Source organism: Streptomyces marianii, assembly GCF_005795905.1.
GTDB lineage: Bacteria > Actinomycetota > Actinomycetes > Streptomycetales > Streptomycetaceae > Streptomyces > Streptomyces marianii.
On the sequence record NZ_VAWE01000001.1, the window covers coordinates 1769792 to 1795201 of the forward strand.

Here is a 25410-nt window from a genome sequence, read left to right on the forward strand (position 1 = left end):
GGGAATGCCCGGTCGGGGCCGGGCATGACAGCCCGGCGCCGCGGTGACACCACCGTGGCGCCGTCGTGACGCAGACGTCGAGCCGGCGAAGCATGATGGCTTCGAGGAGGCCGACATGTCGCTCTACTACCACAAGCGGATCACGATCGTCCCGAGGCTGCTGCACCTGAACATCGGCACGCACGGGTGGTCGCTGAGCCTGGGCACGCGCCGGGCCCACATCACCCGGGGCAGCGGCGGCCACGGCAGGGCGTCGGTGCGGCTGCCCGGCGGCTTCAGCTGGCACCGGAACTTCCGGCGGCGGTGAGCCCGAGGACGTGCTCGCAAGGCAGGGAGACCGCCCGGCGAGCGGGAAGCAAGGGGCGGCTCCGCGGGGTCCTCGACTCGCGGCACACCACCTGCGGTGGCCGGTCGGGAGGAGCCGAGGCAGGCGAGGGCGCCCCGCTTCCCGGGTCAGAAGTCGTTTTCATCACGGGAGGAGGAAGTTGTGTTCGACCACGTCATCGGGCTGAGCCCCGAGGACGCCGCACGCTGGACCGATCTGGTCGAGCAGTCCCGACCAGTCCTTGAGAGCGACGGAATGGAGGCTGTCCAGACCCTCCTGGCCGAGCACGGTACGAGCATCATCCAAGCGATCGCAATCACCCGGGCGCTACTTGGGAATGCCGAGACACCGCTTCGAGTCGCCGTCGACATCGTGGCCACAAGCAAGGCCCGACAATAAGTTCAGAGACGACGAGCGGTGCTCGGCTGCGATTTCCAGCGCCGGGGCAGGACGACGAACCCTTTGGCGTCCTTGGGTCTGGTGACAGTCCTCAGGCGGGGTCCCCGGTCATCTCCGCGAGCTTGACGACGGTGTTCCAGTTGCGGGTCGTGGCGACGAGTCCCTTGCTCACGCTCGACCGGGCCAGCGCGTCGGCCAGCTTGGAGCGGCCGATTCCACCGGGTGTGTACAGGTACAGCGCACGTTCCCCGAGCCGGAAGTCCTCCGGCAGATGGGCGTCCAGGTCGACGCCTGCGAACCGGTCCGGGTCGACCCGCTCCGAGAAGTAGGTGACGTGCAGCTGCCTCCCCTCGAGCCGGCCGGCCGGGAAGGGGCATTCCTCGACGACGGAGGCGAGGTACGGGCCGCCGCGGACGAGGCAGTCCACGGTGAAGCCGAAGCGCTCCTCGACGGCCCGTTCGATGCCGCGGGCGAGTGCGTCCTCGTCGTCCGTCTCGCTGGTGAACACGGCGTTGCCGCTCTGCAGGTAGGTGCGTACGTGGCCGTGGCCGAGGTCCGTCACCAGGCTGTGCAGGTCGGCCATCGGGACCTTGCGGTGGCCGCCGACGTTGATGCCGCGCAGCAGCGCGGCGTACGCGTGGGTCTTCGCCATGCGCACACCATAGGACGGCCGCCGCGCCCCGTGGGGGAGGGCACGGCGGCCGCCGGATCATACTGTCGGCCGGTCGGCTACTCGACGACCTTCAGCAGCTTGTTGGGCGTACCCTCGCTCGGGTTGCCGATCTTGTCGGGCGTGGCGCCGTCCGTCAGGGCCTTGGCGACCTGGTCCGGCGTGGCGTCCTGGTGCGCGGCGAGGTACACCGCGGCCGCGCCGACGACGTGCGGGGTCGCCATGGACGTGCCGGAGATGGTCTTGGTGCCCTCGTCACTGTCGTTCCAGGCGGAGGTGATGTCCGAGCCCGGGGCGTAGATGTCGACGACCGTGCCGAAGTTGGAGAAGTCGGACTGCTCGTCGTCCTTGGTCGAGGAGGCGACGGTGATGGCCTCCTCGACGCGGGAGGGAGAACCCTGGCCGGCGTCGCTGGACTCGTTGCCCGCGGCGACGCCGAAGGTGACACCGGCGGCGATGGCCTTCTGCACGGCCTCGTCGAGCGCGGGGTCGGCACCTCCGCCGAGGCTCATGTTGGCCACGGAGGGTCCCTGGTGGTTCTTGGTGACCCAGTCGATGCCGGCGATGACCTGCTCGGTGGTGCCGGATCCGCTGTCGTCGAGCACGCGCACGGCGACGATCTTCGCCTTCTTGGCGACGCCGTGGGAGGCGCCGGCGATGGTGCCCGCCACGTGGGTGCCGTGGCCGTTGCCGTCGTCGGCGGTCTCGTCGTTGTCGATGGCGTCGAAGCCGTGGCTGGCGCGGCCTTCGAAGTCCTTGTGCGTGATCCGGACCCCGGTGTCGATGACGTACGCCGTGACGCCCTCGCCGGCGCTGTCGGGGTAGGTGTACTTGCTGTCCCCGGCGGTGTCGGCCTGGTCGACGCGGTCGAGGCCCCACGAGGGCGGGTTGTCCTGGGTGGCGTTGACGGTGAACTTCTTGTTCTGGACGACCTTGTCGACGGCCGGGTCGGCGGCGAGGCGCTTGGCCTCGGTCTCCGAAAGGCCACTGGCGGAGAAGCCGTTCACCGCCGAGCTGTAATTGCGCTGGAGCGAGCCGCCGTACTCCTCGGCGAGCTCCTTCTTGTCCGTCTTCTCGTCCAGCAGAACGATGTAGCTGCCGGCGACGGCGCCTTCGGCGTTCGCACCGTAGATCTTGCCCTCGGCGGGCACGGGGGCCGCGCCGGCGAACGAGGTGCTGAGGACGGTCACTCCGGCGGCGGCCGCAACGGCGGTTATTGCCGCGGTCAGCTTCGTCCTGTTGGTGCGCTTGTGAGATGCCATGAAGAGGGGTTCTCCTCGTCATCATTTGTGGGGGGATTCGCTCCCGGAAGGAAAATCTCCGGGGCTGAGTCGAAACCCTGACCGATTGACGGGCTCAGATCAAGCCCTTCACTCAGGTGTGACTTGATCAACAAGAGTTTGTAATACGAAATCGGCCACGACTTCACAAGTCGGACCACCGCTCGAACTTCCCTCACAGGCAAGGAATTTCTGTCGAGGAAATGTGCTCATGCGGTAATCGTGGCGTGCCCCCGGGGAATACGGGTATACGCCGCCGCGCACGCCGGAGCACAGGGAAATCACGCGCCGGCAGATGGGCGGCACACCCGCGGGGAAGCGTGAACGGCCTTGCGGGGCGCGAGGATCGGCTCGATCCGAAAGGGAGGTTTACGCCCCTTCCGGCACGTGGGGCGCGAAAGCCGCGGAGCGAGCGGCAGGGACGCCGCTCCCGCGGGACGACGTGGTCATCCGGCGGTCACGGGGTGAAGACGGGACCGGACGCCGGCGACGCCCGCCCGGCCCACCGGGCCCTTTGCCGACGTCACGGACACGGCCGCGACCGGACGGGGCCCCTGACTGCCCGTCGACGTCTCCGGGGGCGACGACGGGCACGCGCACGGGGGCGCGGCGGGCACGAAGGTACAGCGGCACGTCAGACACGGCGGGCCTGCGGCCGAGTACCGTCACCCCCGCCCCGTCCACCGGCACGCGCCCTCAGGTCTACGGCAGTTCGGCCTCGATGAGGTCGGCGGCGCGGCGCGTACCGCCCTCCAGGCGCATCGAGCGGCGGATCTCCTCCAGACGTCGGGCCACCTCGGGGTCGCCCGACAGGGCGAGTACGGCATCCCTCAGGTTGTCCGCGGTGGCCTCCTCCATCGGCAGATGGCGGGCCACACCGAGCGAGGCGAGCATGTCGGCGTTGCCGAACTGGTCGACCGCCTGCGGGACCGCGACCATGGGCGTGGCGGTGGCCAGCCCCTCCTGGCTGCCGCCCGCGCCGGCATGGGTGATGAAGGCGTCCGCCTGCCTGAGGATCGCCTGCTGCGGTACCCAGTCGTGCACCTCGATGTTCGCGGGCACACGGCCCAGTTCCGCCGGGTCCACGAACTTGCCGATCTGCAGCACCACATGCCACCCGGGCAGTTCGCCGAAGGCCTTCACGCACTCGCGGTAGAAGCCGGGCTGCTTGGTGAAAGCCGAGCCGAGGGAGACCAGCAGCACCTTCCCGGCGTCCGCGGGCCGTCGCCACTCCCCCTGCTCCGTGCGGTCGCCGTGGCAGGCACCGACGAAGGAGTGGACACCCTCGTCGACCCGCTCGGCGTTCGGCTGCAGCGCCCTGGGGATCAGCACCAGGGAGCGGGCCGGGCGGCCGACGAAGGGGTCGGGGTGGACACCGATCCCGTTCTCCGACAGCCAGGACGCGAACCGGGCGTAGTAGGCCCTGCCGCGTTCGGTGGCCCTTATCGCGGCGGTCATCGGCTCGCCGACCTCCTCCTCGTACCCCTCCCAGGCGACGAGGTTCGGCGAGAGGGAGATCGCGGGCACGCCCCAGCGATGGGCGAGGACGCGCGCGGGGTAGGAGGTGATGTCGTGCAGGACCAGGTCCGGCTCGTCCCCCGCGAACGCCTCGGCGAGCTGCGGCAGCGCCTGGATCGCGTCGTCCAGGAACGGCTCGATGTGGTCGATCGGTTCGGTGCCCCAGGCCTCCGGATCGTCGTCGGTCGGCAGCGTGGAGTTCCACAGCACCGTTTCCGCACCCGTCGCGGAGACCTTCCCGGCGAAGGACGGCGGGATCGCGTAACTGACGCGGTACCCGCGGGCCACGAGTTCCCGGATCACTTCGATGCTCGGGTTCACGTGCCCGTGGGCGGCGATGGAGAACATGGCGATGTGGGTCCGCTTCGCTTCGGTCATGCCCTCACACTAAACGAGACGATACGTCTCGTGCAATCTCGTTGCGGGCCGCCGCCTGACGCGGCATCAGTCGCGCCGGCAGCGGGCGGGCACCGGGTCGCCGTCCTCGGCCAACCGCTTCCTCGACGTCTCCCGGCCGACCCCACCTGCGGGGATGCGAGAATTCGCGCCATGGACGAGACACGCGCGCGGGAGGTGCTGGCGGCGGCCGGACTGCCGCGGACCGCGGAGCTGCTGGCGCTCGGCGAGAACGCGGTGTTCGCGGCCGGGGGCACCGTGGTGAGGATCGGACGGAGCGCCGAACTGCTGGAACGCGCGGAGCGCGAGCTGGCGGTGTCCGAGTGGCTGGAAGCCGAGGGTGTCCCGGCGGTACGGGCCGCGGAGCCGGAGGCACGGCTGGTCGAGGGCCATCCGGTGACAATGTGGCACCGGCTGCCCGAGGCGGTGCGCCCTGCGCAGCCACGTGATCTGGCGCCGCTGCTGCGCCGGGTACACAGGCTGCCGGAGGCGCCGTTCGCGCTGCCGGGGCGGGAACTGCTCGGGGGTGTGGAGCGCTGGCTGCGGCTGGCGGGCGACGCGATCGACCCGGCGGACGCGGCCTGTCTGCGGGACCGCCGGGACCGCTTCGCGGCCGCGGCCGCCGCACTGACGCCGCACCTGCCGCGCGGGCCGATCCACGGCGACGCGCTCCCCCGCAACGTGCTCGTCGGGCCCGACGGTCCGGTCCTCGTCGACCTGGAGACCTTCTCCTCCGACCTGCGCGAGCACGACCTCGTCGTGCTGGCTCTCGCGCGCGACCGCTACGGGCTCGACCCGGCGGCGTACGACGCGTTCACCGACGCCTACGGGTGGGACGTCCGCGCGTGGGACGGCTGCGCGGTCCTGCGCGGCGCCCGGGAGACGGCGAGCTGCGCCTGGGTGGCGCAGCACGCTCCCGCGAACCCCCGTGCCCTCGCCGAGTTCCGCCGCCGCGTCGCGTCGCTGCGCGCGGACGACCCCGAGGTGCGCTGGTACCCGTTCTGACGCTCCCCGCTCCTCGGCTGCGGGCCGGCCGGCACGGAGGCTAGGTTCCGCCCGTCAAGGAGCGGCGTCCGGTGCACGGGGCCTCCCCAGGCCCTCCGGCCGAGGGGGTGGGGCCTCCCCCGGCCCTCCCGGGCCGAGGGGAAGAACGCAAGGCGCCGGATCGACCTCGTAGTGGGCCTACTCGGTTGATCCGGCAACGCCGCGAGTCGCCGTGCCGGGCACCGCGACGGGACGAACGTCGCCTGACGCGGCACCAGCGAACCCGCCCGGGTCACGGGCTCCGCGGGATGACCGGCCAGGCCGACTCGACGACCGCCGTCGGATTCGTGGTCCGCCTCAGGTATTCCTGCAGTGAGGCCGACTGCGCGGCAGCCGCGCGCACCTGGAGCTCGTGCAGGGCCGTCAGGGACATCCTCCCGACGGGCCGGTGCCGCTCGCCCATGCGCCGCACCACGCGAGCCGCGGCCACCGCGTCCGCCCTGGCATCGTGCGCGTCCTCGAGCGGAACGCCGTAGTGCGCACACAGTGCGTGCAGGGCGCGTTTGCCCTTGCGGTACTTGTCGACGTGCTTGTCGATCACCAGGGGGTCGACGACCGGCACGGGCGCGGTTCCCAGCCGCTCGGTGACCGACTCCAGCCCGTAGCGCCGGCATTCGCGGTCCAGCAGCGACAGGTCGTAGCGCGCGTTCATCACGACCAGCGGGGTCCCCGAGCGCAGGACCCCGGCAACGGCCTCCGCGATGTCCTCGATCGCGGACGCGGCCGGAACTCCGTGCTCGCGGGCATGGGCCGTGGAGACGCCGTGGATCGCGGAGGCCTGTTCGGGTATCACGACCCCGGGATCGAGCAGCCAGGTCCGTTCCTCCGAGACGTCCCCGGCCGGCTCCAGTCGCACGACCGCCGCGGTGACGACGCGGTCGGTCTCGACGTCCGTACCGGTGGTCTCCAGGTCGAAGGCCGCCAGGGGCCCGGTGATCCAGCTCATCCCGCGACACCCGCTCCGGAACGGACCGCGGCCCGGCACCCGGCGACGGAACGAGACGTCCGGGGCACGTCGTCCGTGCCGACCGCCGTCACGGTCCGCGCCGGGAGCGGGTCCGTGCCCGTCGTCTCCGGAGCGGAGCCCACCGGTGGCTCGCGGTGCCAGGTCATCGTCCCCCCCCTTGTCGGTCCTGCTGACCGAGAAACACTCGCACGCGGCACTGACAGTCCCTCCACCGGGCCGTCCGCGACGTCCCGCCCCGTGGACGTTCCCCGGGCCACCGGCGCACCCGGCCGGCCCCGGGACGCGGCCCGTTCAGGACACCGGCCGGGAGTCCGCCCAGACCGACTCGAACTCCTCACGGTAGGTCTGGAACAGCCCGTGCTCGGTTTCCTGGCCGGATGTCACCACCGACCGGCCCCCGCCGCGCAGGACGAGCACCGGCGCCTCCATGCCGCGGGCCCGCCGGAGGTACGTCTGGACGACGGCGAGCCCGTCCGCCCCGTCCCCGTCGACGAGATAGGCGGTGAAGCGCGGGGTCTCGTCGAAGACGTGGATCTCGAACGCCCCGGGGTCGCGGAGCCGCGACCGCACCCGCCGCATGTGGAGGATGTTCATCTCCACCGCCCGGCTCAGCTCCCCCTTGCGCAGCCCGAGTTCGCGCTCGCGGCGCTTCACCGCGCTGCTCGCCGGATTGAGGAAGAGCAGCCGCACCCGGCAGCCGGATTCCGCCAACCGCACCAGCCGGCGTCCGGAGAAGTTCTGCACCAGCAGATTGAGGCCTATGCCGACGGCGTCGAGGCGCCGTGCGCCCCCGAACAGGTCCTCCGCCGGAAGCTGCCGCTGCAGCCGCACGCGGTCGGGGTGGATGGAGACCACGTCCGCGTACCGGTCCCCCACCAGGTCCTCGACCGCGTCGACCGGGAGCCGGTCGGCGGACGGCACGCCGGCGCCGCTGCCGAGGATCTCCAGCAGCCGCGCCGAGGCCCGTTCGGCCTGGGCCAGCACCGTCTCGTTGAGCGCCCGGTTGCGGGAGACGACGTTCCGCGCGACCTCCAGCTCGTCCAGCGCCAGTTCCACGTCGCGCCGGTCGTCGAAGTACGGTTCGAAGCAGGGCCAGTGCTGGACCATCAGTTCCCGCAGCTGCGGCAGCGTGAGGAAGCTGAGGACGTTGTCGTCGGCGGGGTCCAGCAGGTAGCCCTTGCGCCGGCTGACCTCCCGTACCGCGACGGCGCGCTGCACCCACTCCTGCCCGGCCGGTCCCGCCGCGGCGACGACCCATTCCTCGCCGTGCACGGGTTCGTAGATGGGCCTCAGCACCGCGGCCACGACGGCACGCAGCCGCTGCTCGACCAGATTCAGCCAGATGTACGCCCGCCCGGCCCGCTGCGCGCGGGTGCGCACCTCGCTCCAGGCGTCCGCGCTCCAGTCCAGTTCGGGTCCGATCTCGGATCCCGTGTCCACCGGCCGGGCCAGGGAGACGGCGCCCGGCGGCGCGTCGGAGGAGTCCCCGTCGTGACCCGTGTCACCTGGGGGTAGCTCAAGCCCTCCCGAGCTCACCCGCGCACCGCCTTCTGCTCCCGCACACCCGTCTGCAACGATCAAGGAAGGGTACTCCGGGAGCGGGACGCGGTGCAGCAGGATCCACAGGCTCTTCGCTCAACTCCCCTCCGGGGGCGCACCGTTCTGGTCCGCGAGGTCGGCCGGGGTGAGCGGATTCATAGCCGTGACGTCCCTGGGCGCGAGCTGGAAGCCCTGCCAGTGGACGGGCATCGGCTGCCGATCCTCGTCCGGGCGACATGGTGGTAGCCGATGTGGACCCACACGACCGGGTCGGTGAGCGTCTCGCCGTTGACCCATCCGTCCACGCTGTCGGGCGTGTTCCGGCCGCAGTCGAGGGTGTTGTTGCCGGCGCACGCTCACAGGCGCGGTTCTGGGTGAAGCAGACGTCGTGGCGGGTGTAAGACCGCCCGGCGTGCCTGGCGGTCGGGCCGGGCACGATCTCGTAACTGCGGCCGTGGCCGACGGCGTTGCGGCCCTTCGCGCTGACCACGCGCCACCAGCGCATGGCCCGGGCGTCCCCGGCCAGTTCCCTGGTGACGGGGGTCCGGGTGGTCCTGGTCGTGGGGCTCCCCTGGGCGGGGGCGGGGTGGGGCCCGCCGCCGGTACCGCTCCGGCCGTGGCGGGGCCGGCCGCGTTCAGCGCGCCGCCGAGCAGCACGGCGGCGGCCGCCATGGAGGCGGCCCTCCGGGGGCGCGCACCCGGGCTCGGCGCTCCGGGGCGGATTCGGCACCGGCCGCGGAGCCCCGGGGGGCGGTTTCGGCACCGGCCGCGGAGCTCCGGGGGCCTTCCGGGCCGGTGCCGTCTTCCGGGTCGGCGACGGCCGCGGGCGTGGTCCGGGAAACGGCCCGCCGGCAGGGTCCCTTCGCCCACCGCCGGGGCGGCGGCACCACCCGGCGGCTCGGCTCCCGGGCCGCCGGCCCGGCCGGGCCGCCCGCGGGCATCCGGATGTCCGTTCCTGTCCGTGCGCATGCGAACCCCTCAGCCGGGCGGCGCGACGACGGCTGCGCGGGCGCTCAGGTCGACGGCGAGGTTCCTCGTGTCGATCCACGGCCCGCCGGTGATCCCGGCGACGACGCGCACGCACCGGTGCACGCCGCAGGAGCGGAGTCCGGGCGGCACCCGGGCCCCGCGCTCCTTGCGGTACGCGTAGCCGCTGGGGGTGAGCGGCGCGGGCGTGGTCAGGCCCGCGCCGGTGGCGTCCCGGTGGTCCGCCCGGAGCCCTGCGCCGTGCGGACTCGCGAGGATCATCTCGACCTCCCGGAGTTCCGCCCGGACCCGGGAGGGCTGCACACCCTGCCTGGCGTCGCGGCTCTCGAACTTCCCGCCCGTGACGTCGACGGTCGCCGTGACGAGCCGGTCGGTGCGGTAGTCGTAGTACGAGACGACCGCGCGGAGCGGCGGAGCGGCGGAGCGGCGGAGCGGCGGAGCGGGCCTCGGATGGCAGAGATTCGGCCAGATCGGTGGTGAGGTGCTGCGGGCCCGGGCCTCCGGCCGCGTTCAGGGCGGTGCGCGCCGCGGGAGCGGCGGCGAGCCGCCGGGCGCGCTCCGGTTCGTCGTCGGTGAGCGGATCGCGTCCCGTGGCCCCGCCTCCCCTCCGCGGGGGCCGCCGCGACGACGCCGGGTCCGGGCGGGGGAGGGCCGCCCCCGCTCCCGGGCGCCCGCTCCCCGGCAGAGGCCGGAGCACCGGGGCCCGCCCGGGCGCCCGCCGGGTCGGGCAGGGTGACGGCGACCACCGCGGCCGTGCCCGTCACCGCAATGGCGGTGCCTGCCACCGGCTTCCCCAGGTGGCCGCGCATCAATGTGCGCACTTTTCCACCCTCGTACCCGTGGTCACCCGGTAGGACGGTGGTAAGTCCTAGGAGGTTGCCCAACTTTCGGGGAGGATCTGGCCGAAGAGGTCCCCAGCACCCGGATCAGAAGTGGAAGAGTCTTATCTATGCAGGTCTGGCCGGGACAGGCGTATCCACTCGGTGCCACGTACGACGGCGCCGGCACCAATTTCGCGGTCTACTCAGAGGCCGCGCACCGAATCGAGCTGTGTCTGCTCCACGACGACGGCTCCGAGACCGCGGTCGAGCTCCGCGAGACCGACGCGTTCGTGCGCCACGCCTACCTGCCGGGCGTGATGCCCGGACAGCGCTACGGCTTTCGGGTGCACGGACCGTACGAGCCCGAGCACGGGCAGCGGTGCAACTCCGCGAAACTGCTCCTCGACCCGTACGCGCGGGCGATGAGCGGCCGCGTCGACTGGGGGGAGGCGGTCTACGGCTACCATTTCGGCAGACCGGACTCGCGCAACGATCTCGACTCCGCTCCGCACACGATGGCGTCGGTCGTCGTCAACCCGTACTTCGACTGGGGTGACGACCGCCCGCCGCGCACCGACTACCACCGCACGGTCATCTACGAGGCCCACGTCAAGGGCCTGACGATGCTGCACCCCGCACTGCCGGAGGAACTGCGCGGGACGTACGCCGGGCTCGCCCATCCCGAGGTGATCTCGCACCTGACGGAACTGGGCATCACGGCACTGGAGTTGATGCCGGTGCACCAGTTCGTCAACGACCACCGGCTGGTCGACGCGGGCCTGAACAACTACTGGGGGTACAACACCATCGGGTTCTTCGCCCCGCACAACAGCTACGCGTCCTGGGGCGACCGGGGCCAGCAGGTCCTGGAGTTCAAGTCCGCGGTGCGGGCGCTGCACCATGCGGGCATCGAGGTCATCCTCGACGTCGTCTACAACCACACCGCCGAGGGGAACCACCTCGGCCCGACGCTGTCGTTCCGCGGCATCGACAACGCCTCGTACTACCGGCTCACCGAGGACCGCCGGTACTACATGGACACGACCGGCACCGGCAACTCGATGCTGATGCGCTCTCCGCACGTCCTCCAGCTGATCATGGACTCGCTGCGGTACTGGGTCACCGAGATGCACGTCGACGGCTTCCGCTTCGACCTGGCGGCGACCCTCGCACGTCAGTTCCACGAGGTGGACCGGCTGTCGTCGTTCTTCGACCTGGTCCAGCAGGACCCGGTGGTCAGCCAGGTGAAGCTGATCGCCGAGCCGTGGGACGTCGGCGAGGGCGGCTACCAGGTGGGCAGGTTCCCACCGCTGTGGACGGAGTGGAACGGTATGTACCGGGACACGGTGCGGGACCTGTGGCGCGGGGAGCCGCGCACCCTCGCCGAGTTCGCGTCCCGGCTGACCGGCTCCTCCGACCTGTACCAGGACGACGGCCGGCGTCCGCTCGCCTCCGTCAACTTCGTCACCTGCCACGACGGGTTCACCCTGCACGACCTCGTCTCGTACAACGAGAAGCACAACGAGGCCAACGGGGAGGGCAACCGGGACGGGGAGAGCCACAACCGGTCCTGGAACTGCGGCGCGGAGGGGGAGACGGAGGACGGCGGGGTCCGGGAGCTGCGCAACCGCCAGATGCGAAACTTCATCGCGACCCTGATGCTGTCGCAGGGCGTGCCGATGCTCAGCCACGGCGACGAGTTCGCCCGCACCCAGCGGGGCAACAACAACGCGTACTGCCAGGACAACGAGCTGTCCTGGGTGCGCTGGCCGGAGTCGACGGCGGACCAGGACGGCACGCTGCTCGCGTTCACGCGTGCGATGGTGTGGCTGCGCCGCGACCACCAGGTGTTCCGGCGGCGGCGCTTCTTCCACGGCCGGCCGGTGGAGGGCACGCACGACGAGCTCTCCGACATCGCCTGGTTCACGCCGGAGGGCTCGGAGATGACGTCGCGGGACTGGCAGGCGGCCCATGCGAAGGCCCTGACGGTCTTCCTGAACGGCCACGCCATCTCGGAGCCGGGCCCGCGCGGCGAGCGGATCTCCGACGACTCGTTCCTGCTGATGTTCAACGCGAGCGACGACGACCTGGACTTCGCCGTGCCGGTCGACCACGGCCGGCAGTGGCAGGTCGTGGTGGACACCGCGCGGCCCGAGGGTGTCCCTCCGGGACAGGGGCCGAAGGTGGACGCGGGCGAGCGGATCAGGATGATCAGCCGGAGTCTGACGGTGCTGCGGCGGCCGGCGTAGTCCCTGACGGGCGAACGCGCCCCGGCCCGGGTCCTCCCCGGGGCCGGGGCGCGTTCGCCGTATCAGGTGAACGTTCGGACGGTGACCGCCGCCGGTGCGGCGGCCGATGACACAGAGCGCCGCGATCCGGGTACGTACGTTCGCATGACGCCCACCGCCACGTACCGGCTCCAGCTGCAACCGGACTTCCCCTTCCGGGCCGCCGAGGAGGCGGTCCCCTACCTCGCCGGCCTCGGCGTCTCCCATCTGCACCTCTCCCCCGTCCTGGAGGCGGTGCCCGGCTCCCCGCACGGGTACGACGTCGTCGACCACGACCGGGTGCGGGAGGAGCTCGGCGGCGAGGAGGGGTTGCGCGCGCTGGCCCGCACGGCACGCCGGCACGGTCTCGGACTGGTGGTCGACATCGTGCCCAACCACATGGCAGCCGCCCCCCGGTACAACCGGGCCCTCCGGGAGGTTCTGCGGGAGGGCCCGGAGTCGCCCTTCGCCCGCTGGTTCGACATCGACTGGGACGCGGGCGGCGGGAAGGTGCTGATGCCGGTGCTGGGCGAGCGGCTGGGCGAGGAGCTCGGAGCACTGCGGGTGGAGGGGCGGAGCCTCCACTACGGCGAACACACGTTCCCGGTGCGGGAGGGCACGGAGGAGCTGCCGCTGCCGGAACTGCTGGACGCGCAGTGGTACCGGCTCGGCTGGTGGCGGCTGGCCCGCACCGAGCTCAACTACCGGCGGTTCTTCACCATCTCCGAACTGATCGGGGTCCGGGTGGAGGACCCGGAGGTGTTCGCCGCCACCCACGCCAAGATCCTGGAGCTGGTGCGGGACGGGGTGGTGGAGGGCCTGCGGATCGACCACCCGGACGGGCTCGCCGACCCGGAGGGCTATCTGCTGCGGCTGGACGAGGCCACGGGCGGCTGCTGGACGGTCGTCGAGAAGATCCTCACCGGCGACGAGCGGCTGCCGGCGTCCTGGCCGGTCGCCGGCACCACCGGGTACGACGCGCTGTACCGGATCGACGGGCTGTTCACCGACCCGGACGGGGCCGGGGAACTGCTCCGGCAGTACCGGGACCACGCGACCCCAGCCGGGGACCGCGGCGGCTACTGGGGGGCGACCGTGCGGCGTGCCGCCCACAAGGTGGTGACGCACGAGCTGGCGGCCGAGACCGAGGCCCTGGCCCGGCTGGCCGAGCGGGTCTGTGCGGCGGACACGGCGCTGCGCGACCACGCGCCCTGGGCGCTGCGCACCGCGATCCGCGAACTGCTGGTGCGCGTGCCCGTGTACCGCCCGTACCGCACCGGCGGCGAGTCGGTGGTGACGGCCGACGCGGCTCTGCGGGCGAAGGCGGTGTTCGCGGTGGCCCGGGAGGGCGACGCCGTCGACGTGGTCCGCGACCTGGCGCTGGGCCGGCTCGGCAACGGCCCGGACCAGCGGGCGTTCCGGGCGCGGTTCGCGCAGACCTCGTCGGCACTGCGGGCGAAGTCGGTGGAGGACACGGCCTTCTACCGCTACGTACCGCTGCTGTCGGCCAACGAGGTGGGCGGCGATCCCGGCCGGCCGGCGGTGGCGCCGGAGGAGTTCCACGCCTACTGCGCCCGGCTCGCCCGGGACTGGCCGGCCACGGGGACGGTGCTCTCCACTCACGACACCAAGCGCAGCGCGGACGTACGGGCGCGCATCGCGGTGCTGTCGGAGTGCCCGGAGCGGTGGGAGCGGCTGCTGACGAGCCTGGCCTGGGCTCCGGCACCGGACCGGCACTTCGCGTGGGTGGCGTGGCAGACGGCGTCCGGATTCGGGTTCCCCTCCCCGGAACGGCTCGGTCCGGCGCTGCTGAAGTCGGTGCGGGAGGCGGGGCTGCACACCAGCTGGACCGAACCGGACGAGGGGTACGAGCAGGCCGTGGAGGAGTTCGTGGAGGCGGGGCCCGCCGGGCCGCCCGTGTACCAGGTGGCCCTGTTCGCCCGGGAACTCGACCCGTACGTACGGGCCAACTCGCTCGGCGCGGCACTGGTGCACCTGACGATGCCGGGGGTGCCCGACCTGTACCAGGGCACGGAGGGCGAGTACATCGCGCTGGTGGACCCGGACAACCGGCGGCCGTTCCGTGAGCCGGACGGGGACCGGAAGACGGCGGTGACGAAGGCGGCGCTGGACGTGCGCCGGCGGCGCCCGGACGTCTTCGGCGAGTCGGGCACGTACGCCGCCCTGACGGCACTGGGGCCCGCGGCCGGGCACTGCCTGGCGTTCTCCCGCTCGGGCGAGGTGATCACGGCGGTGACCCGGCTGGCGCTTCGGCTGGAGGAGGCGGGCGGCTGGCGGGACACCGCGCTGCCCCTGCCGGCCGGGCGGTGGACGGATCTGCTTTCCCCCGGCCGGGAGTTCACGGGCGGCGGTCCCGTGCCGCTGGCGGATCTCTTCGCCACGGGCCCGGTCGCGCTGCTGGAACGCACCGCGGACGGCTGAGCGGCGGACGGCTGAGCGGCGGACGCACCTCCGGCCGAACCCGGCGTGCTCGGGTGGGGGTAAGGCCGGCCGTACCCCACCCGAGCCCACCGGGCGCGATCCGCCCCGGCGGGCGAGGGCCTCGGCCCCGGCGGTCCCGGGGCGCACCCGGGGCGCAGCGGCGGACGGTCGCCCGTCGCCTGTCGGTATCCGGGGCCCTGATGCCGACAGGCGACGGGCGACGGGGTCAGCCGTCCGCGCACTCGTCGGCGGCGGGCCCGGCGAACGCGCGGTCCGCCGGACGGCGGCCCTTGGGCTGCTGCGGCTCGGGGAGCACCGGCACCGGCGGAAGGGGGCACTCCGTGGAACTGCCCGCGGAGAGCTCGACCGGCTTGCCATGGTGCAGGATATGCAGCGGGTCCCCGTCCTCCAGGGTGTAGCGGACCGCCTGGGGGCGGATGTCCACCCGCAGTCGGCGCCCCCGGATCAGCACGGTGAACTTCAGGCCGGACAGCTTCTCCGGCAGCCGGGGGGCGAAGCCCAGCCGGCGCACCCCCTCCTCGTCCTGGTGCTGGCGCATGCCGCCCAGGCCGACGACCAGGGCCATCCAGGTGCCGGCGAGCGAGGCGATGTGCAGCCCGTCGCGGGTGTTGTGCTCCAGGTTGTCCAGGTCCATCAGGGCCGCCTCGCCGAGATAGGCGTAGGCGAGCCGCATGTGCCCGGTCTCGGCGGCCATCACGGCCTGGCAGCACGCCGAGAGCGACGAGTCCCGTACCGTCAGCGCCTCGTAGTACGCGAAGTTGCGGGCCTTCTCCTCCGCCGTGAAGTCGTCCGGGCAGGTCACCATGGCGAGGACCAGGTCGGCCTGCTTGACGACCTGCTTGCGGTAGAGGTCGAAGTAGGGGAAGTGCAGCAGCAGCGGGTACCGGTCGGGAGAGGTGTTCGCGAAGTCCCAGTGCTGGAACGTGGTGAACCCGGCCGACTGCTCGTGCACGCCGAGGGCCTCGTTGTACGGCACGGCCGTCCGGGCTGCGGCATCCCGCCAGGCCGCGGTCTCCTCGTCGCCGACGCCCAGTTGCTCGGCCTGGTCGGCGTGCCGGGCCGCCGCCTCCGCCGCGGCCAGCAGGTTCCACCGCGCCATCAGGTTGGTGTACAGGTTGTCGCGGGCGATGGCGCTGTACTCGTCCGGGCCGGTCACCCCGTCGATGTGGAAGACGCCGTCCGGGTCGTGGTGGCCGAGCGAGTGCCACAGCCGTGCCGTGTGCACCAGGAGTTCGAGTCCCGGCCCGCGCTCGAACTCCTCGTCCCCGGTGGCCGCCACGTACCGCGCCACGGCTCGCGCGATGTCCGCGTTGACGTGGAAGGCGGCCGTGCCGGCGGGCCAGTAGGCGGAGCACTCGGCGCCGCTGATGGTCCGCCACGGGAACGCCGCCCCGGCCAGCCCGAGCTGGTGGGCCCGGTCCCGTGCCGCCGGCAGGGTCGCGTGCCGCCAGCGCAGCACCGGGGCGACGGCCCGGGGTGCCGTGAAGGTCAGCATCGGGAGGACGAAGGACTCCACGTCCCAGAACGAGTGCCCGTCGTAGCCCGTACCGGTCAGCCCCTTGGCGGGAATGGCCCGCTCCTCGCTGCGGGCCGCGGCCTGGAGGACGTGGAACAGCGAGAAGCGCACGGCCTGCTGGATCTCCGCGTCGCCCTGCACTTCGACGTCGGCGCACGACCAGAAGTGGTCCAGGAACGCCCTCTGCTCCGCGAGCAGCCCTTCCCAGCCCGTGCTGCGGGCGGCGGCGACGGCCGCGTCGGCCTGGTCGTGCATGGCCGGCAGCGACCTCTCGGCCGACCACCCGTACCCGACGAACTTCACCAGCCGCAGCCTCTCCCCCCGCTTCAGCCTGGCGGTGACGGTGAGCCGGCTGACGTCCGGCTCGCTCTCCGCGGACCAGGCCGTCCCCTCCGGGCCCTCGACGAGGTGGTCGGCCGCGGCCGCCACCCGCTGGCCGCTGCGCCGGGTGCGGTGGACCAGCCGCAGCCCGGTGTCCCGGGCGAAGTGCTCCTCCGGCTCCAGTGGCGCGTCGACGGCGGCGGCGACGCGCGGGTCGCCGGGTTCGCGGGGCATCTGCTCGTTGGCGACCAGCTCGGACTGGACCGCCGCGTGGACGGGTCCGTCCAGCGGCTCGACCTCGTAGGCGATCGCCGCGATCGCTCGCTGGGTGAACGACACCAGCCGCTCGGAGGTGATGCGCACGGAGCGTCCGCCCGGCGAGGTCCACTCCACCGTCCGGCGCAGGACTCCGGTGCGGAAGTCCAGTACCCGCTCGTGGGAGTCGAGTTCGCCGTAGCGCAGGTCGAAGGGGTGGTCGTCCACGAGCAGCCTGACGATCTTGCCGTCGGTGACGTTGATCATTGTCTCGCCGGACTCCGGATAGCCGTATCCGGCCTCGGCGTACGGCAGCGGATGGAGTTCGTGGACGCCGTTGAGGTAGGAGCCGGGCAACCCGTGCGGCTCGCCCTCGTCGAGGTTGCCGCGCCAGCCGATGTGGCCGTTGGCGAGGGCGAAGACGGACTCGCTCTGGGCGAGGACGCCGAGGTCGAGCCCGGTCTCGCGCAGACACCACGGTTCGATCGTGTAGCCGGAGTGGGTGATCATCGTGGCTCCATCAGTTCGGCCAGGTCTTCCACCACGACGTCCGCACCGTGCCGCCGCAGCTCCGCGGCCTGTCCGGTGCGGTCGACGCCCACGACGAGGCCGAAGCTCCCCGCCCGGCCGGCCTCCACCCCGGCGAGCGCGTCCTCGAACACGGCCGCGGCCCCCGGCGCGACACCGAGGGCGCGGGCCGCGGCCAGAAAGGTGTCGGGCGCCGGTTTGCCGTGGAGCCCCTGCTCGCGGGCGACGATCCCGTCGACGCGTTCGTCGAACAGGTCCTCGATACCGGCGGCGGCGAGCACGTCGCGGCAGTTGGCGCTCGAGGAGACGACGGCGGTACGGAGCCCGGCGCGGCGGACGGCGTGCACGTAGGCGACGGAGCCCTCGTACGCCTCCACGCCGTCCTCGTGGATCCGGCGGAGCACCAGCTCGTTCTTGCGGTTGCCCAGGCCGCCCACCGTCTCGCGCTCCGGCGGGTCGTCGGGCGCCCCCTCGGGCAGCTCGACGCCGCGGGATGCGAGGAAGGTGCGGACGCCGTCCTCTCGGGGGCGGCCGTCGACGTACTCGTCGTAGTCGCGGACGGCGTCGAACGGCACGAAGGCGACGCCTTCGCCATCGGCCCGGCGGCGCAGGAAGTCGTCGAACATCTCCTTCCAGGCGGCGGCGTGGACCTTCGCCGTGCGGGTGAGGACGCCGTCGAGGTCGAACAGACAGGTGTGCACATGATCGGGAAGCCCCAGCATGCGGTCGAGGCTAGGAGGCGCCGGCGGCAGTCGGGGGCAGCAGTGGACTCCCGCCGCACCGCGCGTACCCCGTGGGGATGACGTGCCCGGTGCCATCCGGAGCAGCCCGCCGCCGGGCACCCGCCGGCCTCCGCTTCCTGAAGGGTCCGCGCCCCGGCGGGGGGGCGCGGACCCGTTCGGCTTCCGGCACTCACCGGCGGCCCGGCAGGCTCCAGTGGTGCGGCGCGATGAGGCGGTCGATGTTCTCCGGCCCCCAGGAGCCGGGGGCGTAGGGCTCCACCGGCGGCGGGTTCTCCAGCAGCGGGGTGGACACCTCCCAGAGCCGTTCGATGCCGTCGGCACGGGTGAACAGGGACTGGTCGCCGAGCATCGCGTCCAGGATGAGGCGCTCGTACCCCTCGAGCGCGTACATCGTGTTGAACGACTCGGCGTAGCTGAAGACCATCTCCGCATCGCTCAGCCGCATCGCGGGCCCGGGGTCCTTCACCAGGAAGCGGGCGGCGATCGTGCCCGGGTCGCCGAAGTCGATCACCAGCTTGTTGGCGCGGGTGCGTTGGCGTGCGGTCAGCGGGAACATCCGCAGGGCGGGCTCCCGGAAGCCGAGTGTCACGACGTGCCGCCCCTCCCCCAGCGACTTGCCGGAGCGCAGGTAGAACGGCACACCCGCCCAGCGCCAGTTGTCGAGTTCGACGCGCAGCGCGACGAAGGTCTCGGTGTCCGAGCGGGGGTCGACGCCGGGCTCCTCGCGGTAGCCCTCGTACTGCCCGCGCACCACGTGTGACGGGTCCAGTGACCGCATGGACTGGAAGACCTTCTCCTTCTCGTCCCGCAGGGGCTTGGCGGCGAGCGTGGTCGGCGGTTCCATCGCCACGAAGCCCAGCAGCTGGAAGAGATGGGTGACGATCATGTCACGGAAGGTGCCGGTCCCCTCGAAGAACTGGGCGCGGCCCTCGATACCGATCCTCTCCGGCACGTCGATCTGCACATGGCTGATGTGGTCGCGGTTCCACACCGGCTCCAGCAGGCCGTTGGCGAACCTCAGCGCCAGGATGTTGTCGACCGACTCCTTGCCGAGGAAGTGGTCGATGCGGAAGACCCGCGACTCGTCGAAGACGGAGTGGATGGTCGCGTTGAGGGCCCGCGCGGAGGGGAGGTCCGTGCCGAACGGCTTCTCCACGATGACGCGCGCGCCGTCGGCGAGGCCCGTCGCACCGAGCATCTCGATGACGGAGGCGAACGCCTTCGGCGGCACGGCGAGGTGGAACAGCCGGCGGGGGCCGCCGCCCACGGCCTGCTCGGCGTCGCGCACGGCCTCCAGCAGCGGCTCCGGGGCCTCGGGGTCGGCGGCCCCGAAGGACAGCGACTCCTCGAACCTCCGCCACTCCTCGCCCTCGGGCCCGGACCTTCCGAACTCGGCGACCGACTCCCGCGCCCTCTTGCGGAAGTCGTCGTCGCTGAGCGCCGCCTGGGCTGGCGCGGAGCCGACGATCCGGTAGCGGTCGGGCAGCAGTCCGGCCTTCGCCAGGTGGAAGAGCCCCGGCAGCAGTTTGCGCCGTGCGAGGTCGCCGGTGGCCCCGAACAGCACGATGACGTGGTCGTCCGGTACGGCACCGGGGTGCTCCGCTCGGTTTCCTCCGGTCACGGTTCACCCCGCCTTCTCGGCGTGCCCGCCGAACTCGCCGCGCATCGCGGACAGCACCTTGTCGGTGAACTGCCCCAGCCCGCGTGATTCGTAGCGCTCGATGAGCGCGTTGGTGATGACGGGCGCCGGCACGCTCTCGTCGACCGCCGCCAGGACCGTCCAGCGGCCCTCACCGGAGTCGGAGACCCGCCCGGAGTACGCGTCGAGCTCGGGCGAGCGGGCGAGCGCGTCGGCGACGAGGTCGACCAGCCAGGACCCGACGACCGAGCCGCGCCGCCACACCTCTGCGACCTCGGCCACGTCGATCTCGTACCGGTACGCCTCCGGCTCGCGCAGCGGGGCGGTCTCGGCGTCGACCGTGCGTGAACGCAGGCCCGCGTCGGCGTGCTTGATGATGCTGAGCCCTTCGCCGATGGCCGCCATCATCCCGTACTCGACACCGTTGTGGACCATCTTCACGAAGTGGCCGGCCCCGCTGGGTCCGCAGTGCAGATAGCCCTCCGGTGCGGTCCCGCCGGAACGGGTCCGGCCGGGTGTGGGGGCGGCGTCGCCGACGCCCGGGGCGATGGTGCGGAAGACCGGGCCGAGGCGCGCGACCGGCTCGTCCTCGCCGCCGATCATCAGGCAGTAGCCGCGTTCGAGGCCCCACACGCCGCCGGAGGTGCCGCAGTCCACGTAGTGGATGCCGCTGGGGGCGAGCTGCCGTGCACGGGTGATGTCGTCGCGGTAGTACGAGTTGCCGCCGTCGATGACGGTGTCGTCGGCCGCCAGCAGGGCCGCCAGCTGGTCGAGCGTGGACTGCACGACACCGGCGGGCAGCATCAGCCAGACGTTCCTCGGCTGTTCCAGCCTGTCGACGAGGTCGTGGAGCGAGGAGGCGGCCGTCGCCCCCTCCTTCTCCATCTCCTTCACGGCGTCGGTGTCCAGGTCGTAGACGACGCAGCGGTGGCCGTCGCGCATCAGCCGGCGCACGAGGTTGGCGCCCATCCGGCCGAGTCCGACCATGCCGAGCTGCATGGGTGTGTCCGTGGTCATGGTCGATCTCCCCGTTCTCGGTGAGTGCGGACGGTCTGCGGGACTGCTCGGCGACGGCCCGTCACGGCGCCGCCTCCCGGCCGGCCGCCAGCAACCCGCGAGCGGTCTCGGCCACCCGCTGGGCGGTGAACCCGAACTTGCCGAGCAGTTGTTTCAGGGGCGCCGAGGCGCCGAACGTGTGCATGCCGACGAGGGCACCCCGGTCGCCGACGTACCGGTCCCAGCCGAACGTGGAGGCCTGCTCGACACCCACCCGGGCGGTCACGGACGGCGGCAGCACCTCGTCCCGGTACGCCTGCGGCTGACGGTCGAACAGCTCCCAGCACGGCATGCTGACCACCCGCGCGCCGATGCCCTCGGCAGCGAGCTCGTCCCGCGCCGCCAGGGCCAGGGACACCTCGGACCCGGTGGCGAGCAGGATCACCTGCGGGGCGCCGGAGGGCGCGTCGGCCAGGACGTACGCTCCGCGCGCGACGCCCGACGCGGCCCCGAGCCGGGTGCGGTCGAGCGTGGGGAGCGCCTGACGGGAGAGCACCAGCGCCGCCGGCTCGTGGCGCAGCGCGGCGACGTACCGCCAGGTCTCGGTGACCTCGCCGGCGTCCGCGGGGCGGAACACCAGCAGCCCCGGCAGCGCCCGCAGTCCCGCGAGCTGCTCGACCGGCTGGTGGGTCGGTCCGTCCTCGCCGACGCCGATGGAGTCGTGGGTGAAGATGTGCACGACGGGCAGCTCCATCAGCGCCGACAGCCGGATGGCGCCCTTGGCGTAGTCGGAGAAGATGAGGAAGCCGGACCAGTAGGGCCGCAGTTTCGTCAGGGCCATCCCGTTCGAGATGGCGGCGGCCGCGTGCTCGCGGATACCGAAGTGCAGATTGCGTCCGCCCGGCTCGTCGGGTTCCTGGTCTCCCGCGCCGTCGAACGTGAGCCTGGTCTTCGTGGACGGGGCCAGGTCGGCCGAACCGCCGAGGAGCCAGGGGATGTTCTGCGCCAGGTCGTTCAGCACCCGGCCCGAGGAGTCCCGGGTGGCGAGGCCCTTGGGGTCCGGAGGGAACTCGGGGAGCGCCCGGTCCCAGCCGTCGGGGAGCTCGCGCCGCTGGATGCGCTCCAGTTCGTCGGCCTCGGCGGGCCAGGCGGCGCGGTAGTCCTCGAACCGCTTCTCCCACGCGGCGCGCAGTTCGGCGCCGCGGGTGCCGATGCCCTGGGCGAACCGTTCCCGCACCGCGTCGGGAACCCAGAAGTCCTCGTCCTCGGGCAGACCGAGGAAGCGTTTGGCCGCACGGACCCCGTCGGGGCCGAGCGGTGAGCCGTGGGCCTTCGGGGAGTCCTCGACGGGTGAGCCGTAGCCGATGTGGCTGTGCACCAGCACCAGGGTGGGGCGTTCGGTCTCGGCCCGGAAGTCGTGGAGCGCCCGGGCGACGGCGTCGAGGTCGTTGGCGTCGGCGACGGTGGTCACGTTCCAGCCGTAGGCGAGGAACCGGGCCGCGACGTCCTCGGTGAAGGCGATGTCGGTGTGGCCCTCGATGGTGATCCGGTTCGAGTCGTAGATCCAGCACAGATTGGACAGCCGCTGGTGGCCGGCGAACGAGGCGGCCTCGGAGGCGATGCCCTCCATCATGCAGCCGTCACCGGCGAGGGCGTACACGTCGAAGTCGAAGAGCGGGAAGTCCTCGCGGTTGTACGCGGCACCGAGCCACCGGCCGGCGAGCGCCATGCCGACGGACGTGGCGACGCCCTGGCCGAGCGGGCCGGTCGTGGTCTCCACCCCGCTCGTCCAGCGGTACTCGGGGTGCCCGGGGCAGCGGGAGTCGAGCTGGCGGAAGGACTTCAGATCCTCCATGGTGACCGCCGGACGGCCCAGCATCTCGTAGTCCGGGTCGACGGCGTGGACCCCGGCCAGGTGCAGCAGGGACCACAGCAACGTCGAGGCGTGGCCCTCGGACAGCACGAATCGGTCGCGGTTGGGCCAGATCGGGTCCCGGGGGTCGTACCTCAGGAACCGCTGCCAGAGCGTGTACGCGACGGGGGCCATGCCCATCGGTGTGCCGGGGTGTCCGGACTCGGCGCGCTGGACGGCGTCCATGCACAGGCCGCGGATGGTGTTCACCGACAGGGTGTCCGGATCGTCGGTCATGAGGCCTTCCCCGTTCTCCGCGTGCTCGGCGTGCTCGGCGTGCTCGGCGTGCTGTTCTCCGCCGGACGGGCAGGGGTCCGCAGGCCCGGCGGGTCGGGATCCTTCCCGCATCGTGTCCACGGAGCCCGCGGGCGGGCCTCACCCACGCCGGGTGAAATGCGGGAGCCGTGGCCGAGGTGCCCGGGACGGAGGGCGTGTCCCGGGCCTGGACCGCTGGGGCGGACGGCGTGCCCGGGACGGAGGGCGTGTCCCGGGCGTGGACCGCTGGGGCGGCCGACGTGTCCGGGGCGGAGGGCGTGTCCCGGGCGTGGACCGCTGGGGCGGCCGACGTGTCCGGGGCGGACGGGGGCCACGGACGGATGCCCGTCCCCCGTGCCGGGGTGCCCGACACGGGCGGCCGCCCTCGGACGCGCCGGCATGTCAGCCGTGCGGGACCACGGCCACCGGGCAGGCGGCGTGGTGGATGACGGCGTGGGTGATCGAGCCGATGTGCGAACCGGAGGCCGCCCGGCGCCGGCCGACGACCACCAGACGGGCGTCCGCGGCGGCCTCCACGAGCTGTGCGGCGGGCCGTCCGGGAGCCGACTCCTCCGTCACCTTCACGGTGGGGTACTTGTCGCGGAACGGACGTACGGCCCGGGCGAGCGCCGACGCCATCTCGGACTGCACGCCCGGATCCGGGTCGGCCCGGTGCCGGTGGTAGAACGGGGCGTTCCAGCCGTGCACCACGTGGAGCGGGGCGTCGCGCCGTGCCGCGTGGTCGAAGGCGAACTCCAGCAGCTCGTCGGAGGCATCCGTCACGTCGAGGCCGAGGACCACCCTGCGCCGGGCGCCGGCGGGCGAGCCCTGCGGGTCCTCGCGGTAGTCCGGCCGTACCAGCACCACCGGCTCCTTGGCGCCGGTGACGACCTCCTGCCCCACGGAACCGATGATGAAGCCGCCCACGCCGCCGAGTCCGTGTGACCCGACGACCAGCTCATCGGCCCGGGACGCCGCCTCCAGCAGGACGCTCGCGGGTGAGTCCTCGATCTCCTCGGCGGTCATCGCGAGCTCCGGCCTGCGGGACCGTACGCGCTCCTCCATCGCGCCGAGGACGCCTTCCGCCTCGCCGGCCCGGTCCTCGTGGGACATCCGCACGGCCTGCAACTGATGCGCGATCCACCGGGTCGCATACACCAGCCGCAGTGCCGCACCGCGCAGCGCGGCCTCGTCGGCGGCCCAGTCCACGGCCGCGAGACTTCCGTCGGAGCCGTCCACTCCCACGACGATGGGTCGGGACATGCCGTCCTCCTTGCCTCGGGCTCTTGCGAAGGGCCGGGCCCGGTGGGCGCGGCCGTCGACGCGAGAGGACACCTGATCAAGAAAGTACCGACTCCGGAGGAACGGCGCGATTCAGGAAATCACGGACAGTGACGGAGCGCATCGGCGCACACGTGCGGGTCGGCACCAGCCGTGTCCCTCCATCCGTGCACGGACCGATCCGCGACCACCCGTGCAGGAACACGCCGTGAGTGAGGCGTGCACAGCGCGCCAAGGTCGAGCACGTCCACCGGCACACCTTCGCCACCCGCACCGAGGCCCGGATCAGGACCGCCACCCGGATCACCGACTTCTGCAACACCGGGCGGATACACGGCGCATGCGGGTTCAAGAGCCCGTTCGGCCCGTGAACGTGACTGCCGAGCCACCCTCGCCGAGGGGCTGGCCGGACAGATCGTCCCCACGCTGCGAGGGGATCGACAGGGCGCCCCTCGTCTCGCGGCACCGCTCCGCACCGCCCGTGTACCCGCCTCAGCGCGCGTCGAGGCGGAAGCTCATGTGGCCGAAGCCGACCATGTCGCCGGCCCGGACCACCACGGCACCGGTCACACGACGGCCGTTGACGGTCGTGCCGTTGGTCGAACCGAGGTCGCGGAGGACCCACAGTCCGCCGCGCAGCACCAGTTCGGCGTGCAGCCGCGACACCGTCTCATGGCTGAGCCGCAATCCGTTCGACGGGTCACGGCCTATCCGCAGCGGATACGGACCCGGCTCCGGCAGCAGCAGCGGAGGCAGCCGCTCCGCCCGCCAGGCGCGGCCGAGCCTCATCGAGAACGCCGAGATCCTCCCCACCGCGCCGAACAGCTTCTCGGACAGCCGGCGGCCTTCGGGCCGCAGGTCCGCGGTGAGCGCGCGGAGTTCGTCGGGTCCGCGGGCGGCCAGGGCGAGCTCCATGCGCCGCACGAACGTGTCGTGCGACAACCGGCCCTGGACGGCGCCCTCCCGGAGCACTCCGAGGACGCGCTCCCGCTCGGCGTCGGAGGGCCGCGCGGGATACGTCTGGAACTCGAAGGAGGACGTCACAGTCGTGATTGTCCGGCCGAGCGCCCCGGGTGTCCAGAAGGAACCGTGAAGATCACTTCCGTTCCGGTACGGCAGGTCCTGTGCCGGCGGGTCGGAAGCGCGGGCGTCCGCCGGGCCGCGAACGCCCCCGACACCGCCTCCGACCGGCGGTGCCTCGGAGTTCGGCGAGGCCGCGCTGCGCGACCGTGTCCAGTGCCTGGTCCGTGCCGCCTGGACGGAACGTGCCCTCGGCCGCGCCGAGGAC

At 72.6% G+C, this 25410-nt stretch carries 19 protein-coding genes and 1 pseudogene; 6 read left to right on the top strand and 14 right to left on the bottom strand.

Translation table 11 applies throughout. The features are described 5' to 3' along the window. Window positions 1-115: 115 nt before the first annotated feature. The gene (locus tag FEF34_RS07840) at window positions 116-307 is read left to right on the top strand and encodes a DUF4236 domain-containing protein (RefSeq protein ID WP_138052498.1); all 192 of its coding nucleotides are present in this window, start codon (window positions 116-118) and stop codon (window positions 305-307) included. 180 nt (window positions 308-487) lie between these two features. After that, entirely contained in the window at window positions 488-724 is a 237-nt protein-coding gene (locus FEF34_RS07845) for a hypothetical protein (protein WP_138052500.1), read from the top strand. Between the two features lie 91 nt (window positions 725-815). On the opposite strand, the gene FEF34_RS07850 is transcribed toward FEF34_RS07845, so the two are convergent. From FEF34_RS07850 to mgt, 3 genes are all read right to left on the bottom strand, one after another. Next, on the bottom strand, window positions 816-1376 hold the full coding sequence (locus tag FEF34_RS07850; protein ID WP_138052502.1) for a DUF1697 domain-containing protein: 561 nt from the start codon (window positions 1374-1376) through the stop codon (window positions 816-818). A 77-nt stretch (window positions 1377-1453) separates the two neighbouring features. Further along, window positions 1454-2656, bottom strand: a complete 1203-nt coding sequence (locus tag FEF34_RS07855; protein ID WP_138052503.1) for a S8 family peptidase — start codon at window positions 2654-2656, stop codon at window positions 1454-1456. Window positions 2657-3376: 720 nt separating this feature from the next. After that, window positions 3377-4570, bottom strand: a complete 1194-nt coding sequence (mgt, locus tag FEF34_RS07860; RefSeq protein WP_234042321.1) for a macrolide-inactivating glycosyltransferase — start codon at window positions 4568-4570, stop codon at window positions 3377-3379. 171 nt (window positions 4571-4741) lie between these two features. Here mgt and FEF34_RS07865 point away from each other — a divergent pair, with 171 nt between their 5' ends. After that, window positions 4742-5593 carry a phosphotransferase enzyme family protein gene (locus tag FEF34_RS07865; RefSeq protein WP_138052504.1) on the top strand — a complete coding sequence of 284 codons (852 nt, stop codon included), beginning with the start codon at window positions 4742-4744 and terminating at the stop codon, window positions 5591-5593. A gap of 271 nt (window positions 5594-5864) precedes the next feature. Here FEF34_RS07865 and FEF34_RS07870 read toward each other — a convergent pair whose 3' ends face one another. The 4 genes and pseudogenes from FEF34_RS07870 to FEF34_RS42695 form a co-directional block, all read right to left on the bottom strand. Continuing rightward, window positions 5865-6578 (bottom strand): exonuclease domain-containing protein, encoded by a 714-nt coding sequence (locus FEF34_RS07870; RefSeq protein WP_138052505.1) that lies wholly within the window; start codon window positions 6576-6578, stop codon window positions 5865-5867. A 312-nt stretch (window positions 6579-6890) separates the two neighbouring features. After that, a complete protein-coding gene (locus tag FEF34_RS07880) occupies window positions 6891-8135 on the bottom strand; it encodes an SAV2148 family HEPN domain-containing protein (RefSeq protein WP_138052506.1) in 1245 nt (414 codons plus the stop codon). 99 nt (window positions 8136-8234) lie between these two features. Then, a pseudogene (locus FEF34_RS07885) lies at window positions 8235-8709 on the bottom strand (copper amine oxidase); the annotation flags it as partial. 407 nt (window positions 8710-9116) lie between these two features. Further along, window positions 9117-9386, bottom strand: a complete 270-nt coding sequence (locus tag FEF34_RS42695) for a hypothetical protein (protein ID WP_234042322.1) — start codon at window positions 9384-9386, stop codon at window positions 9117-9119. Between the two features lie 688 nt (window positions 9387-10074). On the opposite strand from FEF34_RS42695, the gene glgX reads away from it, so the two are divergent. Together glgX and treY are read left to right on the top strand one after the other, a co-directional pair. Continuing rightward, window positions 10075-12195: a glycogen debranching protein GlgX gene (glgX, locus tag FEF34_RS07895; RefSeq protein ID WP_138052507.1), complete on the top strand. Its 2121-nt coding sequence runs from the start codon at window positions 10075-10077 to the stop codon at window positions 12193-12195. Between the two features lie 144 nt (window positions 12196-12339). Then, entirely contained in the window at window positions 12340-14655 is a 2316-nt protein-coding gene (treY, locus tag FEF34_RS07900; RefSeq protein WP_138052508.1) for a malto-oligosyltrehalose synthase, read from the top strand. Between the two features lie 226 nt (window positions 14656-14881). Here treY and FEF34_RS07905 read toward each other — a convergent pair whose 3' ends face one another. The 6 genes from FEF34_RS07905 to FEF34_RS07930 form a co-directional block, all read right to left on the bottom strand. After that, complete coding sequence (locus tag FEF34_RS07905; protein WP_138052509.1) at window positions 14882-17278, bottom strand: glycoside hydrolase family 65 protein; 2397 nt, start codon at window positions 17276-17278, stop codon at window positions 14882-14884. Beyond that, a complete protein-coding gene (locus FEF34_RS07910; RefSeq protein WP_171052868.1) occupies window positions 17275-18018 on the bottom strand; it encodes an HAD family hydrolase in 744 nt (247 codons plus the stop codon). Before FEF34_RS07910 ends, FEF34_RS07905 begins: the two co-directional genes overlap by 4 nt. Window positions 18019-18208: 190 nt before the next feature. Continuing rightward, entirely contained in the window at window positions 18209-19660 is a 1452-nt protein-coding gene (zwf, locus tag FEF34_RS07915) for a glucose-6-phosphate dehydrogenase (RefSeq protein WP_138052510.1), read from the bottom strand. Between the two features lie 3 nt (window positions 19661-19663). Continuing rightward, window positions 19664-20695 (bottom strand): phosphogluconate dehydrogenase (NAD(+)-dependent, decarboxylating), encoded by a 1032-nt coding sequence (gene gnd, locus FEF34_RS07920; protein WP_138052511.1) that lies wholly within the window; start codon window positions 20693-20695, stop codon window positions 19664-19666. 61 nt (window positions 20696-20756) lie between these two features. Then, on the bottom strand, window positions 20757-22823 hold the full coding sequence (tkt, locus tag FEF34_RS07925; protein WP_138052512.1) for a transketolase: 2067 nt from the start codon (window positions 22821-22823) through the stop codon (window positions 20757-20759). Between the two features lie 420 nt (window positions 22824-23243). Continuing rightward, window positions 23244-24104, bottom strand: a complete 861-nt coding sequence (locus FEF34_RS07930; RefSeq protein WP_138052513.1) for a universal stress protein — start codon at window positions 24102-24104, stop codon at window positions 23244-23246. A 230-nt stretch (window positions 24105-24334) separates the two neighbouring features. Here FEF34_RS07930 and FEF34_RS41100 point away from each other — a divergent pair, with 230 nt between their 5' ends. After that, window positions 24335-24493 carry a hypothetical protein gene (locus FEF34_RS41100; RefSeq protein WP_171052869.1) on the top strand — a complete coding sequence of 53 codons (159 nt, stop codon included), beginning with the start codon at window positions 24335-24337 and terminating at the stop codon, window positions 24491-24493. A 121-nt stretch (window positions 24494-24614) separates the two neighbouring features. Here FEF34_RS41100 and FEF34_RS07935 read toward each other — a convergent pair whose 3' ends face one another. Beyond that, a complete protein-coding gene (locus tag FEF34_RS07935; protein ID WP_138052514.1) occupies window positions 24615-25166 on the bottom strand; it encodes a DUF1707 and FHA domain-containing protein in 552 nt (183 codons plus the stop codon). Window positions 25167-25410: the final 244 nt, after the last annotated feature.